Here is a 14,199-nt window from a genome sequence, read left to right on the forward strand (position 1 = left end):
TCGCATCTTTCTGTTCATATTTCTGCTATAATATATAACGCTTTATAATATTTTATATTTAAGGAGAACAACTCATGAAGCGAAAGAAGAGCCATTTAATGGTAATGGCACTTGTTACATCTTTATTATTAACAGCTTGTAATAATAAGGAAAATAAAAGTGATAAAGAGGCAAAAAAACAAGTATTAAATGTAACAGTATCAGAAGAAATTCCTTCTCTTGATACAGCGAAAACGATGGATGGTACGTCAGCGCACGTTATGCAGAACATATTTGAAGGGTTGTATGTATTAGATGATCAAGATCAGCCTATTCCAGCGGTAGCAAAATCGTTTAAAAGAAGTGAAGATGGTAAAAAATATACATTTGATTTGCGTAAAGATGCAAAATGGTCAAATGGAGACAGTGTGACAGCAAATGATTTTCTGTTTGCATGGAAACGTGCAATTAATCCTGAAACAGCGTCTCAATATGCGTACATGCTCTTTTACGTGAAAAATGCAAAAGAGGTAAATAAGGGAACAATGCCTCTTGATGAATTTGGGGTTAAAGTTATAAATGATTATAAGTTAGAAGTGGAACTCGAACAGCCAATCCCGTATTTTTTACAGCTGTTAGCACTACCTATTTACTTACCACAGCATGAATCATTTTTGAAAGAACAAGGAAAGAATTATGCATTAGAACCTAGTAATCTCATATATAATGGGCCATTTGTATTAGAGAAATGGAAGCATGAACAAGAGTTTCAATTAAAGAAAAATGCTACATATTGGGATGAAAAGAAAGTGAAATTAGACGAGATAAACTTTCAAATTGTAAAGGATACAATGACCGCTGTTAATTTATACGAAGCTGGTAATTTGGACCGGGTGCCTATTAATTCTCAATTTGTAGACAAGTATAAAGGGCATAAGGAGTTACATATGTCGAGCGAACCTGCAATTGCTATGCTACGTTTTAATGAAAAAAATAGTGCGTTAGCAAATAAGAAAGTGCGTCAGGCTATTTCATTCGCGTTAAATAAAGAGGATTTCGTTACTCATTTTATTAATAACGGAGCAAAACCTGCAAGTGGACTTGTACCAGCTGGTCATATAAATGAAGAGACTGGTAAAGATTTTAGAAGAGAAAACGGAAATCTTTCTTCATATGATTTGCAAAATGCGAAAAAGATTTGGGAAGAAGCGAAAAAAGAGCTTGGGGTAGAACAAGTAAACCTCGAGTTATTAACGTTTGAACAAGATAATGCAAAACGTATGGCAGAATATATAAAAGGTGATTTAGAAAAGCATTTGCAAGGACTAACGATACAAATTAAACAACAGCCATTTAAGCAAAAATTACAGTTAGAACAAATAGGAGATTACGATATAACTATGGCAAATTGGGGACCTGACTATAAAGACCCAATTAGTTATTTAGAACTCTTTACGACGAGTAATCCGAATAACAAAATGAATTATTCTAATTCTCGTTACGATGAATTAATAAAGAAAGCAAAAACTGATCTCGTACTAGAACCAGAGAAACGATGGGGAGCATTGCTAGAAGCTGAGCAGGTATTATTAGAAGATGCAGCTGTAGCGCCGCTGTATCATATTGGTTCAGCATATGTACAAAAGGATTACGTAAAGGGAATTGAAAAGCATCAATTTGGTGGTGTTTATACTTATAAGAATGCTTATATCGCTAATGAATAAATACAAAAAACCTTACTTTTTAAAAGTAAGGTTTTTTACAGAGGAGCAGGGAAATCCTTTGGTAGTGTTCCTAGCATATAAAGAAGGGAAGTGCAAAATTGTAGTTACACATTCATAAGAAGTTGCAACAAATACTATTGAGCAGTTTGTTTAAGTAAAAAGAAGAATAGAAATATAGCATACAAGGAATAAGGGAATGTAGTACAAATCAGTATACAAGCATTTTCTTTCTGTAACTATGTTTGTTTTTAATTATATAAAAAAAATATTAGATTATATATTTTGTCCTTGGTATACTTAAAAGGTAATTTGGGGTATTAAGATGAATTGATAGAGGTGTGTGTGTGGAATTATTTGAGTATTATAAAAAAAGGGGACGGTTTAAGTGTTTAATTGGGACAGTGATTTTTCTCTTTGGATTATATTGTCTGTATAATAGTTGGGGTGATGTTAATTGGGGAGAAATAATATTTATGGTTATAGCTTCGTTTGTTTTTGGGGGAATTGGATTTTGGCAATTAAGAAAAGGGAACTTATTAGAAGAGAATATAGCTAAAAATGATTTGAAGTTTTGGGATATTGATACTTATGTTTTACTAGAATTACCTCAAAATAATAAACATTACGGTTTATATACTCCCGATGGGGCCTATATAGTAGGAACAACTATGGTTTCAACTGATATAATTTCTTCAAAATTACCTTTTTTAAAAAACAAGCAAGTTATTGGATTGGAAGCAAAGGATGGGGAAATTCTTGCATATTTTCATAGTAAAGTTGAAAACTATGATTGGGCTATTTATGACTCAAATTATAATTGTGTAGGTATGTTTAAAGAAAATATGATACAAGGATTTGGAATGGTACGTGGTTCTTTAATGAATGAAAAAGAGATAAGACTTTCTGAAGTAGAAGTTGAATTTGATTTTTTCGAAACTTCTTTTCGTACAATGGATAACCGGATATTAATAAACTGTAAAAGAGGATATATGCCTTTGGAATGGAGCGAAAGATTCGGATTAAATGTACCTATTATTAAATTAGGTAATAATATTTCTAATGCTGAAAAGATATTTGGTTTAGGGGTTCTTTTCTACATTTTAGAAACAATTAAAGTAAGAAAGAGTAGGATTTTTAATGATTAGAGTTTCAAAAATTATTTAAAAAAGAAATTGAAGAAAAGCAGTGATTCTTTTTAGGTGTTGGTGTTTTTGAAATAGTTAAAGAATGAATCTTAATTCACATATACATAAAAAAGGGGAATTTCTATGAAATCATTACGTTTATTTATGATTCTCACTCTTGTTGTATTGTTAAGTGCATGCAATACAGCAACACAAGTCACAAAGGTTCAAAAAAATGGCGAAACGACTTTAAAAATTGGTTCGTTGCAAGGGTATTACGATGTGCAAACGGTTAAAGCTGAAAAAGGAAATGTGGAAATTCCTTATGAAGCAGCCGTTGAGGAAGGTACGATTTTATTGCAAGTTACAAAAGATGATAAGGTTATTTATGAAGAAGAAGTTACTTCTCAAAAAGAAGGTTTGCTTTCTTTTGAAGCGCCAAAATCCGGATCATATGATTTAATTGTACGCGTGAAGGGTGAAAAAGAGAAAGCGAAAGAAATTCAAGTACATACTAAGCTATGAAAAAACGGCAAGTGGAGTGCACCCGCTTGCCGTTTCCATTTTCGGTTGATTCTATCACAACATATGTTTATCAATGTAAGAAGTGATCCGCTGAGTCTTACTGTTTATTCCACCGAAATTCTTGATGAAGTTAAAATAAGAGATGGACAAAAGAAAGTGTTACAAACTTGATAACTCTTTTTTACAAGAGAAAAAGACTGGGTTTGATACGTTTGTATTTGAAAGAGTTCTAGATGGTAAAGGGAGGCATAAGGTGAGGGTCTTTTTAGAGAAGGTGCCCAGACTTTACTACAGATATTGATTATAAATGGGGGTAAATAAGTTGAAAAACGTTGAGATTCTAAATAAATACATTGAAGGGTTTTCCGATACTCTCCCTACGTGGTTAAAGTATTTAATTGAGGCAGAGGAGATACATCAAAACTATGAGAATGTACAAGTACTTGGAACATTAAAAACAGATGCGGTGTTGTACTATGTACACCGTACGCTACAAGTGTTAGATGGACTGCCTTTAGATGAAGAAGCGTATCGTATTATTGAAAAGGTACTAACGTATAGTGAACTTGCAAAGGTAGGATCTTTAAAACAGCGGGAGCAATGGAAGAAAAAAGGGATTAATCTATTCGTACATAACGAGGGTTCTGCTGATATCTTTAGTGATATTCAGTTTATTGAACGTGTAGAGACAAACTTAAACTCTACTGAGTATTTGTTTATTCGAGATTTAATTAGAACACATGGATTAATCGGGCAGTATATACGCGGGGAGGCTCGTTTGGACTCTCATGTTGATTTAATTAACACATATAAAGAAGAATACGGAGACGTTAGGTTAAAGGAGATTCTATACTATCTTAACCAATGTATTATTGAAGGTGTATCAAAAGCTTTGTGGAGTGAAGTGAAGAACGATGTGAAGATTACAATTGATGGCCTGTTTGATGGTTATATGGAGCCATTTACTTCTCGTATACATAGACTCACGCCAAAACATAAGGAGTCGGTATTTGAAAAAGATATAATTATGGGAAGCGAGAAGAGTGACGTTCAAACATTCTTATCCGATAAGGATTTGTGGTATGTAGAACCGTCTATGCATGCTCTTAGCTTCGAGGATATTTGGACAGTGTTTGTTATGTTAAAGAATGAGATAGGCACTAGAAAGGTTCAGCATATACATTTCGAGAAATTGATGCAGCAGTTGCACTATGATTTCAAAGGCGAGAAAAAGGACAACGTATATCGTAAGCGGGTTATTGAGAAGTATCTACGGGAGTACCGTGAGAATGAGAAGCCGAATACAACGCATGTTTCTTTTAAGGTTAAAGTCGATGAAGATATGAAAACTGCGTATGTGTCGTTTCAGTTTTCTGCTGTAGGTGAGGCGTTAATTACCTTCTGTGTAGAGGCAGAAAAGATAGATATGATGCATGCTCGGGCAAATGTGCTGCTGTTTGATTTCTTCGGGTTACGAAAGGATGCATATGATAGATTCCATAACGAAGAAGTGTATCTAGAGCATATGAATAGCTCAGCTGATGATAAACGAATTATTCTTGATTATATAAAGGGAGATACGATTGTAGATGTCGGAGCCGGTGGCGGTGTCATGTTAGACATGATCGAAGAAGAGACCGAGGATAAACGAATCTACGGTATCGATATTTCTGAAAACGTAATTGATACGTTGAAAAAGAAGAAGCAGAACGAGGGGCGTTCTTGGTACGTCATTAAAGGGGATGCAATCAACTTAAGCAGCTCGTTTGAAAAAGAATCGGTTGATACGATTGTATATTCTTCTATCCTTCATGAGCTGTTCTCTTATATCGAGTATGAAGGTAAGAAATTCAATCATGAAGTAATTAAAAAGGGGCTGCAGAGTGCCTATGAGGTGTTAAAACCTGGAGGTCGTATTATCATTCGTGATGGTATCATGACCGAAGATAAAACGTTAATGCGTGTGATTCATTTTAAAGATGCAGGCGGAATGAAGTTCTTAGAGCAGTATGCCCATGAATTTAAGGGGCGTATAATCCAGTATGAGGTACTTGCAGACAATACAGTCAAAATGTCTGTTAACGATGCAATGGAGTTCTTATATACGTATACATGGGGCGAGGATTCCTTCGTTCACGAGGTGCAAGAGCAGTTTGGAATATTTACGCCAAACGAATATAAGGACTTCGTAAAGGGTATCTTTGGAGATAAAGTAAACATCGTTCAAGCTATGAACTATTTACAGGATGGATATACACAACATCTTAGCGAGAAAATCGAGTTTAAAGATGAGTCTGGGAATGCTGTTGCGCTACCGGATAGTACATTCTTTATGGTTTTAGAAAAGAGGTAATGATGTTGGAAAACTTTAAAAATATAATTTTAAGAAACTTAATTTAATAGTCTGCAGTTAAAGAGCGTATTTTTAGAGTAATGAAAAATTCCTAAATTCTTAACTTTATACCGAGAAACATATCCAAGTGGGTTATTGCCGATTAAAACCGGGAATATTAGAACAAATTCGCTAGCTGAAATCTATCGAAACTCCCCTGTTTTTCAAAATCTTCGTAATCCTGACAAGTATAAGGGAAAGTGTGGTGTTTGTGAGTTTCGATATGTTTGTGGGGGATCTCGTTCTAGAGCATATGCAATGACGGGGGATTATATGGAAAGTGAGCCTTTCTGCGTATACGTACCAAAAGCATTGCGAAAACAGAAAAAGAACATAAAAAAAGGGACATGAGTAAAAGCATACTCATAGCCCTTCTTTAATGTTTTATAATGGAGAGTACTTCGCATCCTTCATTAAAAATTCACTACCTATATCTGCTGTATTGAAACAAGTTTTTTACACATGTATTCTATTAAACCGATTTTAATAAAGAATAAAAATTCGTATCATAAGGAATGTCATCTTGATACATATAATTTTTTAGAACGCCTTCTTTTTCAAATCCTAATTTTAATAGCACTTTATTAGAAGCTTCATTTTCAAGAAATACAATTGCCCCAATACGCTTTAAATGAATGGTATGGAAACCGTATGATATAACTTCAGAAACAGCTTCAGTTGCATATCCTTTTCCCCAGTGTTCAGGTAAAAAGGCATAACTTAAATTGGCCCGTTTATGCTCAGAAGACCAATCGTGAAAACCGATGGTACCAATGAGTTCTTTTTTGTCCTTTAATTCAATTCCCCATTTTATACCGCTTCTTGCATTGTAACTCAGTTTAAAGTTATGAATGACTTGTTTCACTTGATCAATATCTTGTAATGGTTTTTGGCCATAATAGCGCAGTACGTCAGTATTAGAGAAGCATTGTAGTATACTCGGTGCATCTTCTTCAGTAAGTTCTCTTAAAATGAGTCGGTCGGTTTTCAATATAGGAAACATGCTTTCACTCCATTTCTTTTGAAACTAGAATGTGTTGTTATTATATAATCTAGTCTGAAAATAAAGATTATTCAAGAGGGAAGTACGGTTTTAATTTGTGATAAAATTGATTGTGGAATATATTTCAAAAAGAGGTTTGTATATGGTGAAAAACTCAATTTTAATTGTAGATGATGATCAAGATATTGTTCGATTTGTTAATGCGAATTTAATGCAAGAAGGTTTTAAAGTTTTAAGTGCTCATAACGGAGAAGAGGCTTTAAAAATCATAAATAATAACAGTATTCAACTTGCTATTTTGGATATTATGATGCCACAAATGGATGGGATAGAATTGTGCAGAAGGATTAGAGAGAAACATAGTTTACCAATTATGTTTTTAAGCGCAAAATCATCGGACGTAGATAAGGTAATAGGATTTAGTACGGGAGCAGATGATTATATTGTGAAGCCGTTTAGTACAATTGAATTTATAGCGAGAGTGAAAGCTCAATTAAGAAGGTATACATATTTCAATCAAAATGCTGTCCAAGTAATAGAAAAGAAAATAAGTATTAGAGGTTTAGAAATAGATGAAGTGTCTAGAACAGTAATGTTATACGGAGAAATAATCAATCTTACGAAAACTGAATATGATATTTTGTACTTAATGGCGGCTGCGAAGAATCGTGTTTTTACTATTGAAGAAATATATGAAAGCGTTTGGAAAGAAAGGGCTTATGAAAGCAATAATACAGTAATGGTTCATATCGCAAGATTAAGAAATAAAATTGAAGAGAATCCAAAAGAACCGAAGTTTATTCAAAATGTTTGGGGAGTCGGATATAAAATTGAAGATTAAATTATTACAAGGCATTAGAGCTAAGTTTTTTATCGCATTCATATGTAGCATCTTATTAGCGACTGTAAGTATAATAGTGTTTCAAATTTTGGTTGGAAATATATATAGTCAGGTTAATGTTTTAGAGGAAAAATATTCATTTTTATATTTTATAGTTTTTTTGATTTTTACTACAACATACTTTGCATTCATGACAAAAACGCTGATGAAAAGGTTGTCTCAAATTAACAAGAACGTGAAAGAATTATGCCAAATGCGATAATGTCGACATTTGAATACAGTAATCATTTTCCATTTATTGAGGAGGAAGAAGAGTTTATAAAATTTGTTGAAAGCACGGTCTGTCATGTAAATGGATGATGAAAATCTATAATTTAAAAAGAAGAAGGCTGTCTTCAACAAAAATTTGAGACAGCCTTCTTTTTTCATTATCCTACAAACGTTTGATACAGTAAGAAAATATTTAAAATGATAACAAGTATAGCAATGATCCAAGCGATTAAGGTTGTTATACGGTAGTTAACGAGCGCACCCATAATTTTTTTATTACTTGTAAACATAATAAGTGGTACTAACGCAAAGGCAATACCGAACGATAAGACAACTTGACTCATGACTAGAGCGTAAGTTGGATTTACGCCTAAAGCGATAATAACTAATGGTGGAATCATTGTAATAAATCGGCGTAAGTATAACGGAATATGCATTCGAATGAAACCTTGCATAATAATATCACCTGACATTGTACCGACAGAAGAGCTAGATAGTCCTGCTGATAAGAGACCAATTCCAAATAAAGCAGCTGATACAGGGCCCACTAAAGTACTGAACTGGTTAAAAGCAACATCAAGATCTTCGACATGCAAGCCGTTTTTAAAGAATAGTGCAGCAGCAACAATTAACATACTTGCATTAATTGCTCCAGCGATAACCATTGCAATAATGATATCAATAAACTCGAAGCGGAAAATCTTTTTCTTTTGTTCATCATTTGTTCCGACTACGCGGCGTTGCGTTAAGGCGGAATGTAAATAGATTGCGTGCGGCATAACTGTCGCCCCTAAAATTCCGGCTGCAAGTAATATACTGTCTACACCTTGGAATTTTGGAATAAATAGTCCTGAAAGCAAAGGGCTTAATTCCGGTTTTGCATAAAAGACTTGTACACCAAAAGCGATAACAACGATAAAAATCATTCCTGTTATAATCGCTTCTAATGGACGGAAGCCTCTACGTTGAAATTCGAGAATAATAAATGATCCAGCAGCTGTAATTAAAGCAGCTGGTAACATTGGAATTCCAAATAATAAATACAATCCGAGTGCTGCCCCGATAAATTCAGCTAAATCAGTCGCCATAATAACGAGTTCACCTTGTATCCATAAGCCGATGGAAACAGGTTTTGGGAAGTTTTCTCGAGCAATTTCAGGAAGGTTTCTACCTGTAGCGATTCCTAATTTAGCTGATAAAGTTTGGATTAATACAGCCATTAAATTAGAAGCGAGAATTACCCAGAGTAATAAATATCCGTATTGTGATCCAGCGGCAATATTTGTCGCGAAATTGCCAGGGTCAATATAAGCGACTGAAGCAATAAAAGCAGGACCTAGGAATGGTAATAGTCTTTTTAATCCTTTCGTTTGTCCGCTTAATGCTAAATGCGCTGATTGAACAGTTGTACTTTGAGAAGGGACATGTTCATCTTTTGATATATCTTTATTCATAGTCGTTTTCCCCTTTAAAATGTTAACATAATGAAATTATTGTAAGTATTCTTATTGTTTATTTCAATACATTTAAATGTATTAGATGATATTTTTATTTGAACATAAATGTTTCCTTAGTGCAAATTATATGTCTTTATACAATGAATGGTGTAGCGTTATTAAAAATTGGGAGTTTATGGTGTGATGACGTGGGGAAACATAATGAATTAAAGGGCTGTTTTTGAAATTTATGTGAAAATAAAGCCGATAATACAGCATATTAATTGATGGAATTGCATTTGTATGATATATAATATATTGGGATTACAACATAACCATAGTGTTTTGGTGTGTAATCTTGTTTTTTTATTTTTGTTAACTGATAGAAAATAGTATAAAGAGAAGAAAATGGGATTCATTTTCTTATTATATATGTTTTGATATGAACGTTAACTTATACATGATTTTAAAAATTAGATAGGTGGTAGAAATACATTGGCAACTACAAAACCATACAGAGTATTACTATATTACATGTACACAACAATTGAAAACCCAGAAGAATTCGCGGCAGAGCATTTAGAATTTTGTAATTCACTTGAGTTAAAGGGAAGAATCCTTGTAGCTAAAGAAGGTATTAACGGAACTTGTTCTGGTACTGTAGAACAAACAGAGAAATACATGGAAGCTATGAACAACGATCCACGTTTTGACGGTATCGTATTTAAAATAGATGAAGCTGATGGTCATGCATTCAAGAAAATGCACGTGCGTCCTCGTCCAGAGTTAGTTACACTTCGTTTAGAAGATGACATTAACCCACACGAAATCACTGGTAAGTATTTAGAGCCAAAAGATTTTTATGAAGCAATGAAACAAGAAGATACAGTTATCATTGATGCACGAAATGATTATGAATTTGATTTAGGTCACTTCAAAGGTGCGATTAAACCTGATATCGAATCATTCCGTGAATTACCAGATTGGATTCGCGAAAATAAAGAAGTACTTGAGGGCAAAAAGATTTTAACGTATTGTACAGGCGGAATTCGTTGTGAGAAGTTTTCTGGTTGGTTAGTTCGTGAAGGTTATGAAGATGTAAGTCAGCTTCACGGCGGTATTGTAACGTACGGAAAAGACCCAGAAGTACAAGGTGAGCTTTGGGATGGACAATGTTACGTGTTCGATGAGCGTATCGCTGTACCAGTAAACCAAAAAGAACATGTTATCGTTGGTAAAGACCACTTTACAGGTGAACCTTGTGAGCGCTATGTAAACTGTGCAAATCCAGAATGTAACAAGAAAATTTTATGTTCTGAAGAAAACGAAGCGAAATATTTACGTGCATGTTCTCACGAATGCCGTGTAAGCCCACGTAACCGCTACGTAATACAACATGAATTAACGGAAGAACAAGTAGCTGCTGCATTAGAGAAAATCGAAGCAGGGAAGTAAGCTATAATAGTGTAAAAAAGTACTCCAAACTAAAATTTGGAGTACTTTTTTATGTGTGTTTTTGTCAGTTTTTGTCGGTAAGTCGATATATCTTAAAAATCGCTGATATATTTTGAGTTGCGCTGATATATTTGAAAAATCGCTGATATATTTTGAGTTGCGCTGATATAATCGAAAAATCGCCGATAAAAATTTCATTTACTGAAACGTGCACTGCGTATTTGTAATTTGAAAATAACCTTCTTTACTTCTCCTCGTCTTTCTCTCTCACAGCAGAAAGTACAGTTTGTTTTACCCATGCTTTTCTTCGTTTATGTTGTAGACTCCATTGGTATAAACTTTGCGCACCTAAAATAAGTGAAATGACGATGCCGCTAATTGCTATTAAAAGTGCGAAAAATTCAAGTGGCGATGAGATTTTGTTTGAATCGGTGTTTCTTAACAAATCAATCATAGTAAAACCTAACATTTGGCCTACTACAGAGTAGAGCGTTAAAATTAATAATAAAAGGCTATCTTTTTTAGAGGCGACATTTTCTTGATATTTAAACAAACTATCAAGATTTTGTTTTGCATTCGAGTATAGTATCTCGATGTTAAAAAGCTTTCTTAAGCGGAAGAAAATATCTTCACTCTGTGATTGGGATACTAGCTCTAAAGAAAAGTAATTCGCCGTAAACGAATTAATTGAATAAATTAATTTCTCTATTTCATTTGTATCTTGTTCTATGTTTAATTCAGCATAAGCGTTTGCCATTTTCAATAAAACAATTTTATGAAATAGATTTAACAATAAAGCGTAATAAAACTCCCCATACATTTGACTCGCAAGTTTAGTAAATTCGCGTTCTCCTTCATTTGTTACACATGTGAATATATGTTCTTCCATTATGAAATAGCGATTCGGAGCCCATCTTTGGTAAGCGTGTTGTTTTAAATAATCATGAATATAAGGCAGATTATATGCACTCACATATGCCTTGCCATCACTTGTTAACCCGGAAAGACTAGAAGTACGATAAACATCCACTTCATTCAGTTCCATATCTTCTTTTATAGATAATAAAGTTTGTACGTACATTCGCTGATCTTCAAAGAAAGGAAAGGTTTGAAAGTAAGAACTTCTTAATCTCTTCTTCTCAAAGAAATCTGTTATGCCATGAAATAAATAACCAAAAATGAATCTTTCCACTTGGGAATACTTTTTTCCATTACATTCAATACAAATAGTCTCGTTTGTATCATTTTTAGTTTCAAGTACACGGAAACGGGCCGCAAATTCAATTGCTTCTGATAATGTTATGTTTGGAGCGGTTTCTACTTCTGTCCGAATTGTTAAGAAGCCAAGCTCATAAGGACAAAGTGTTACGTCAATAGAATGAATGTTGAATGGAACGGAAATAAGATTTGTTGTTAAATGTCCAGTTAAGTTAAGGTCTTTAGAATAGCGCTGTAACCCCTTTTGATGCTCTGAATGAGGAAATAAAATTTTATTTGTAAATGAAAGATAGTATGCTTCCATATTTTGATGTGAAACTTGAAACTTTCCATAGTATGTATTTTCATTTTCAAGATGATCGAGTCGAAAAGGGCGAAAGTCATTTTTCTGTAAGAAAGGGAACATATTTTGTTCATACCCAGTTTTAAAAGAAAACGGGAATATAAATTGAAATATAGCTGTTGTTACATCTTTTTCTTCAATTGTTTGTATTGCCTCCATTTACATTGTTTCCTTTCCATATATGCTATAAAAACAACATGCCCAAATTTATTTGAAAATAACCACTGTTTTATACTTGATTAAGAATGAAAATTCAGCTTATTTAGTAGGGGACATGTATAATGTTATGTATACTAAAAGTTATAAATTGATATTTTAAAAAGGGGGATGTTGTATGCGGATTTTAGTATTAGGAGCTGGTGGCGTTGGAGGCTTTTTTGGAGGTCGCTTAGTAGAAAAGGGAGAAGAGGTTACGTTTCTTGTTCGCAGTAAAAGGAAAAAACAATTGGAGGAAAGAGGACTTGTAATCCGCAGTGTTAACGGGGATTTTTCCTTTCAACCAAATTTAATAACGAAAGAAGATCAAACTGCTCCATTTGATGTCATTTTATTTTCAACAAAAGCGTATCACTTAAACGAGGCAATTCAAGATGTGAAGCCTTTTGTAGGTGAAAACACTGTGATTATTCCATTGTTAAATGGTATCGCTCATGTATCACTATTACAAAAGGAATTCGGTGAGGAAAAAGTAATTGGCGGTTTATGCTTTATCGAGACGACTTTAAACGATCAAGGAGAAATTGTACAAACTAGCGCTGCCAACAGACTTGTGTTTGGAGAAATGAAGTCTCAAGATTCAGAGAGAATAAAGCATATTTCTAAAGCATTTGCAGGTACGAAATCTAGTTTTATTTTAAGTGAAAACATTATGCAAGATATGTGGCATAAATATTTATTTATTACTGTAATGTCGGGTGTGACGACATTAATGCGGGCACCGATAGGACCGATTCGTGAAAGCGAAGGTGGACGCGATTTTATCCAAAACTTATTTGAAGAATGTGTACAAATTATGAGATGTGTAGGAGCGCCAATTAAAGATGATATTGCCGAGGAACATATGAAAACAATTGATAAAATTTCGTATAATATGAAGTCATCGATGCAGCGTGATATGGAAAAAAGTTCGTCTATTGAAGCGAAGCACTTACAAGGATACTTACTAGATGTAGCAGAACAATTTTCTATAGAAGTACCATTATTAGGAGCAGTATATCAAAATTTGAAAGTGTATGAAGAAATGACCTTTAACAAATCAGCAATACAATTGGATGTATGAAAAAATAAAAAAGAAAGCAATATATAAGTGTATTGCTTTCTTTTTTTATGACAAATCATTTATTTCTTTTTGTTCTATCTGTCAAATTTATTTCCTGTTCACGTTTACCGTATAATTGATTAATTTCATTTGCTAATGCATCTAAATAGGAATCGGAAAAAATAGGCTTCTTTTCTTTAGACATATAGGTCTCCTTTATTGATTTTTTAGTATTCATTATGTATATTTACCGGCGGATTATGCGCAATCATTTTAATTTTTTCTTTTTCAAAATTTTTGTTTACATTTTGAAAATAAAGGAGTATTATAATCCACAGTTTCAATTTTCTAAATCGCTGAAACCGCATGGTACGGGGGACCCGTTCTTATGGATTAGTTCTTAATCCAATGGGGTGAATCCTTGAAAAAGGTAGGGCTACTCATAGGCCCGAATCCGACAGCTAACCTCGTAAGCGTTATATTGAGAAGGAAGGTGGAGCTTGTGCGACAAAAAAAATAATGTCTACAAGTCTATTTCGTTATGGCTTGTAGACATTTTTTGTTTTCTGAAGAAATCGTTTATCCGCTATAACTAGCAGAAAAGTTCGTACAAAATTATTGGAGAGTGGAC

11 protein-coding genes, 3 pseudogenes and 1 riboswitch are annotated in these 14,199 nt (G+C 33.7%); of the genes and pseudogenes, 10 read left to right on the top strand and 4 right to left on the bottom strand.

The features are described 5' to 3' along the window. Positions 1 to 74: 74 nt before the first annotated feature. From ACTFSI_RS09355 to ACTFSI_RS09375, 5 genes and pseudogenes are all read left to right on the top strand, one after another. Positions 75 to 1,703 carry a peptide ABC transporter substrate-binding protein gene (locus tag ACTFSI_RS09355; protein ID WP_440045357.1) on the top strand — a complete coding sequence of 543 codons (1,629 nt, stop codon included), beginning with the start codon at positions 75 to 77 and terminating at the stop codon, positions 1,701 to 1,703. 344 nt (positions 1,704 to 2,047) lie between these two features. Beyond that, positions 2,048 to 2,848: an ABC transporter ATP-binding protein gene (locus ACTFSI_RS09360; RefSeq protein ID WP_440045358.1), complete on the top strand. Its 801-nt coding sequence runs from the start codon at positions 2,048 to 2,050 to the stop codon at positions 2,846 to 2,848. Positions 2,849 to 2,971: 123 nt separating this feature from the next. Next, positions 2,972 to 3,352 carry a BA_1872 family lipoprotein gene (locus ACTFSI_RS09365; protein ID WP_044790445.1) on the top strand — a complete coding sequence of 127 codons (381 nt, stop codon included), beginning with the start codon at positions 2,972 to 2,974 and terminating at the stop codon, positions 3,350 to 3,352. Positions 3,353 to 3,659: 307 nt separating this feature from the next. Beyond that, complete coding sequence (locus tag ACTFSI_RS09370) at positions 3,660 to 5,705, top strand: class I SAM-dependent methyltransferase (RefSeq protein ID WP_080776368.1); 2,046 nt, start codon at positions 3,660 to 3,662, stop codon at positions 5,703 to 5,705. Between the two features lie 117 nt (positions 5,706 to 5,822). After that, positions 5,823 to 6,095: pseudogene (locus tag ACTFSI_RS09375) on the top strand (SPASM domain-containing protein); the annotation flags it as partial. 121 nt (positions 6,096 to 6,216) lie between these two features. On the opposite strand, the gene ACTFSI_RS09380 reads toward ACTFSI_RS09375, so the two are convergent. Beyond that, entirely contained in the window at positions 6,217 to 6,747 is a 531-nt protein-coding gene (locus ACTFSI_RS09380) for a GNAT family N-acetyltransferase (protein ID WP_000483984.1), read from the bottom strand. A gap of 142 nt (positions 6,748 to 6,889) precedes the next feature. On the opposite strand from ACTFSI_RS09380, the gene ACTFSI_RS09385 reads away from it, so the two are divergent. The 3 genes and pseudogenes from ACTFSI_RS09385 to ACTFSI_RS09395 form a co-directional block, all read left to right on the top strand. Next, entirely contained in the window at positions 6,890 to 7,588 is a 699-nt protein-coding gene (locus tag ACTFSI_RS09385) for a response regulator transcription factor (protein WP_000240426.1), read from the top strand. Continuing rightward, a pseudogene (locus ACTFSI_RS09390) lies at positions 7,578 to 7,835 on the top strand (sensor histidine kinase); the annotation flags it as partial. The gene ACTFSI_RS09385 and the pseudogene ACTFSI_RS09390, both read left to right, overlap by 11 nt. Beyond that, positions 7,820 to 7,948, top strand: a pseudogene (locus ACTFSI_RS09395) (alpha/beta fold hydrolase); the annotation flags it as partial. The pseudogenes ACTFSI_RS09390 and ACTFSI_RS09395, both read left to right, overlap by 16 nt. A 68-nt stretch (positions 7,949 to 8,016) precedes the next feature. Here ACTFSI_RS09395 and ACTFSI_RS09400 read toward each other — a convergent pair. Next, entirely contained in the window at positions 8,017 to 9,312 is a 1,296-nt protein-coding gene (locus ACTFSI_RS09400; protein ID WP_138322167.1) for an Nramp family divalent metal transporter, read from the bottom strand. 477 nt (positions 9,313 to 9,789) lie between these two features. Here ACTFSI_RS09400 and trhO point away from each other — a divergent pair, with 477 nt between their 5' ends. After that, positions 9,790 to 10,749, top strand: a complete 960-nt coding sequence (trhO, locus tag ACTFSI_RS09405) for an oxygen-dependent tRNA uridine(34) hydroxylase TrhO (protein ID WP_000246229.1) — start codon at positions 9,790 to 9,792, stop codon at positions 10,747 to 10,749. Between the two features lie 244 nt (positions 10,750 to 10,993). Here the strand turns inward: trhO and ACTFSI_RS09410 are convergent, their stop codons facing one another. After that, a complete protein-coding gene (locus tag ACTFSI_RS09410) occupies positions 10,994 to 12,469 on the bottom strand; it encodes a hypothetical protein (RefSeq protein ID WP_138322166.1) in 1,476 nt (491 codons plus the stop codon). Positions 12,470 to 12,644: 175 nt separating this feature from the next. Between ACTFSI_RS09410 and panE the strand changes: the two genes are divergently transcribed. After that, a complete protein-coding gene (panE, locus tag ACTFSI_RS09415; RefSeq protein ID WP_138322165.1) occupies positions 12,645 to 13,589 on the top strand; it encodes a 2-dehydropantoate 2-reductase in 945 nt (314 codons plus the stop codon). A gap of 55 nt (positions 13,590 to 13,644) precedes the next feature. Here panE and ACTFSI_RS09420 read toward each other — a convergent pair whose 3' ends face one another. Then, positions 13,645 to 13,773: a hypothetical protein gene (locus tag ACTFSI_RS09420; RefSeq protein ID WP_000031869.1), complete on the bottom strand. Its 129-nt coding sequence runs from the start codon at positions 13,771 to 13,773 to the stop codon at positions 13,645 to 13,647. Positions 13,774 to 13,912: 139 nt separating this feature from the next. Next, positions 13,913 to 14,059, top strand: a riboswitch (cyclic di-AMP (ydaO/yuaA leader). The last annotated feature ends 140 nt before the right edge of the window (positions 14,060 to 14,199 follow it).

The organism is Bacillus cereus group sp. MYBK101-2, from assembly GCF_051918845.1.
Lineage (GTDB): Bacteria > Bacillota > Bacilli > Bacillales > Bacillaceae_G > Bacillus_A > Bacillus_A paranthracis.

What these genes read in the sequence shown, in the direction of transcription:
- ACTFSI_RS09355 (WP_440045357.1), top strand. Translation starts at nt 75, where the DNA reads ATGAAGCGAAAGAAGAGCCATTTAATGGTAATGGCACTTGTTACATCT.
- ACTFSI_RS09365 (WP_044790445.1), top strand. Translation starts at nt 2,972, where the DNA reads ATGAAATCATTACGTTTATTTATGATTCTCACTCTTGTTGTATTGTTA.
- ACTFSI_RS09400 (WP_138322167.1), bottom strand. Translation starts at nt 9,312, where the DNA reads ATGAATAAAGATATATCAAAAGATGAACATGTCCCTTCTCAAAGTACA.
- panE (WP_138322165.1), top strand. Translation starts at nt 12,645, where the DNA reads ATGCGGATTTTAGTATTAGGAGCTGGTGGCGTTGGAGGCTTTTTTGGA.
- ACTFSI_RS09420 (WP_000031869.1), bottom strand. Translation starts at nt 13,773, where the DNA reads ATGTCTAAAGAAAAGAAGCCTATTTTTTCCGATTCCTATTTAGATGCA.
- ACTFSI_RS09370 (WP_080776368.1), top strand. Translation starts at nt 3,660, where the DNA reads ATGGGGGTAAATAAGTTGAAAAACGTTGAGATTCTAAATAAATACATT.
- ACTFSI_RS09380 (WP_000483984.1), bottom strand. Translation starts at nt 6,747, where the DNA reads ATGTTTCCTATATTGAAAACCGACCGACTCATTTTAAGAGAACTTACT.
- ACTFSI_RS09385 (WP_000240426.1), top strand. Translation starts at nt 6,890, where the DNA reads ATGGTGAAAAACTCAATTTTAATTGTAGATGATGATCAAGATATTGTT.
- ACTFSI_RS09410 (WP_138322166.1), bottom strand. Translation starts at nt 12,469, where the DNA reads ATGGAGGCAATACAAACAATTGAAGAAAAAGATGTAACAACAGCTATA.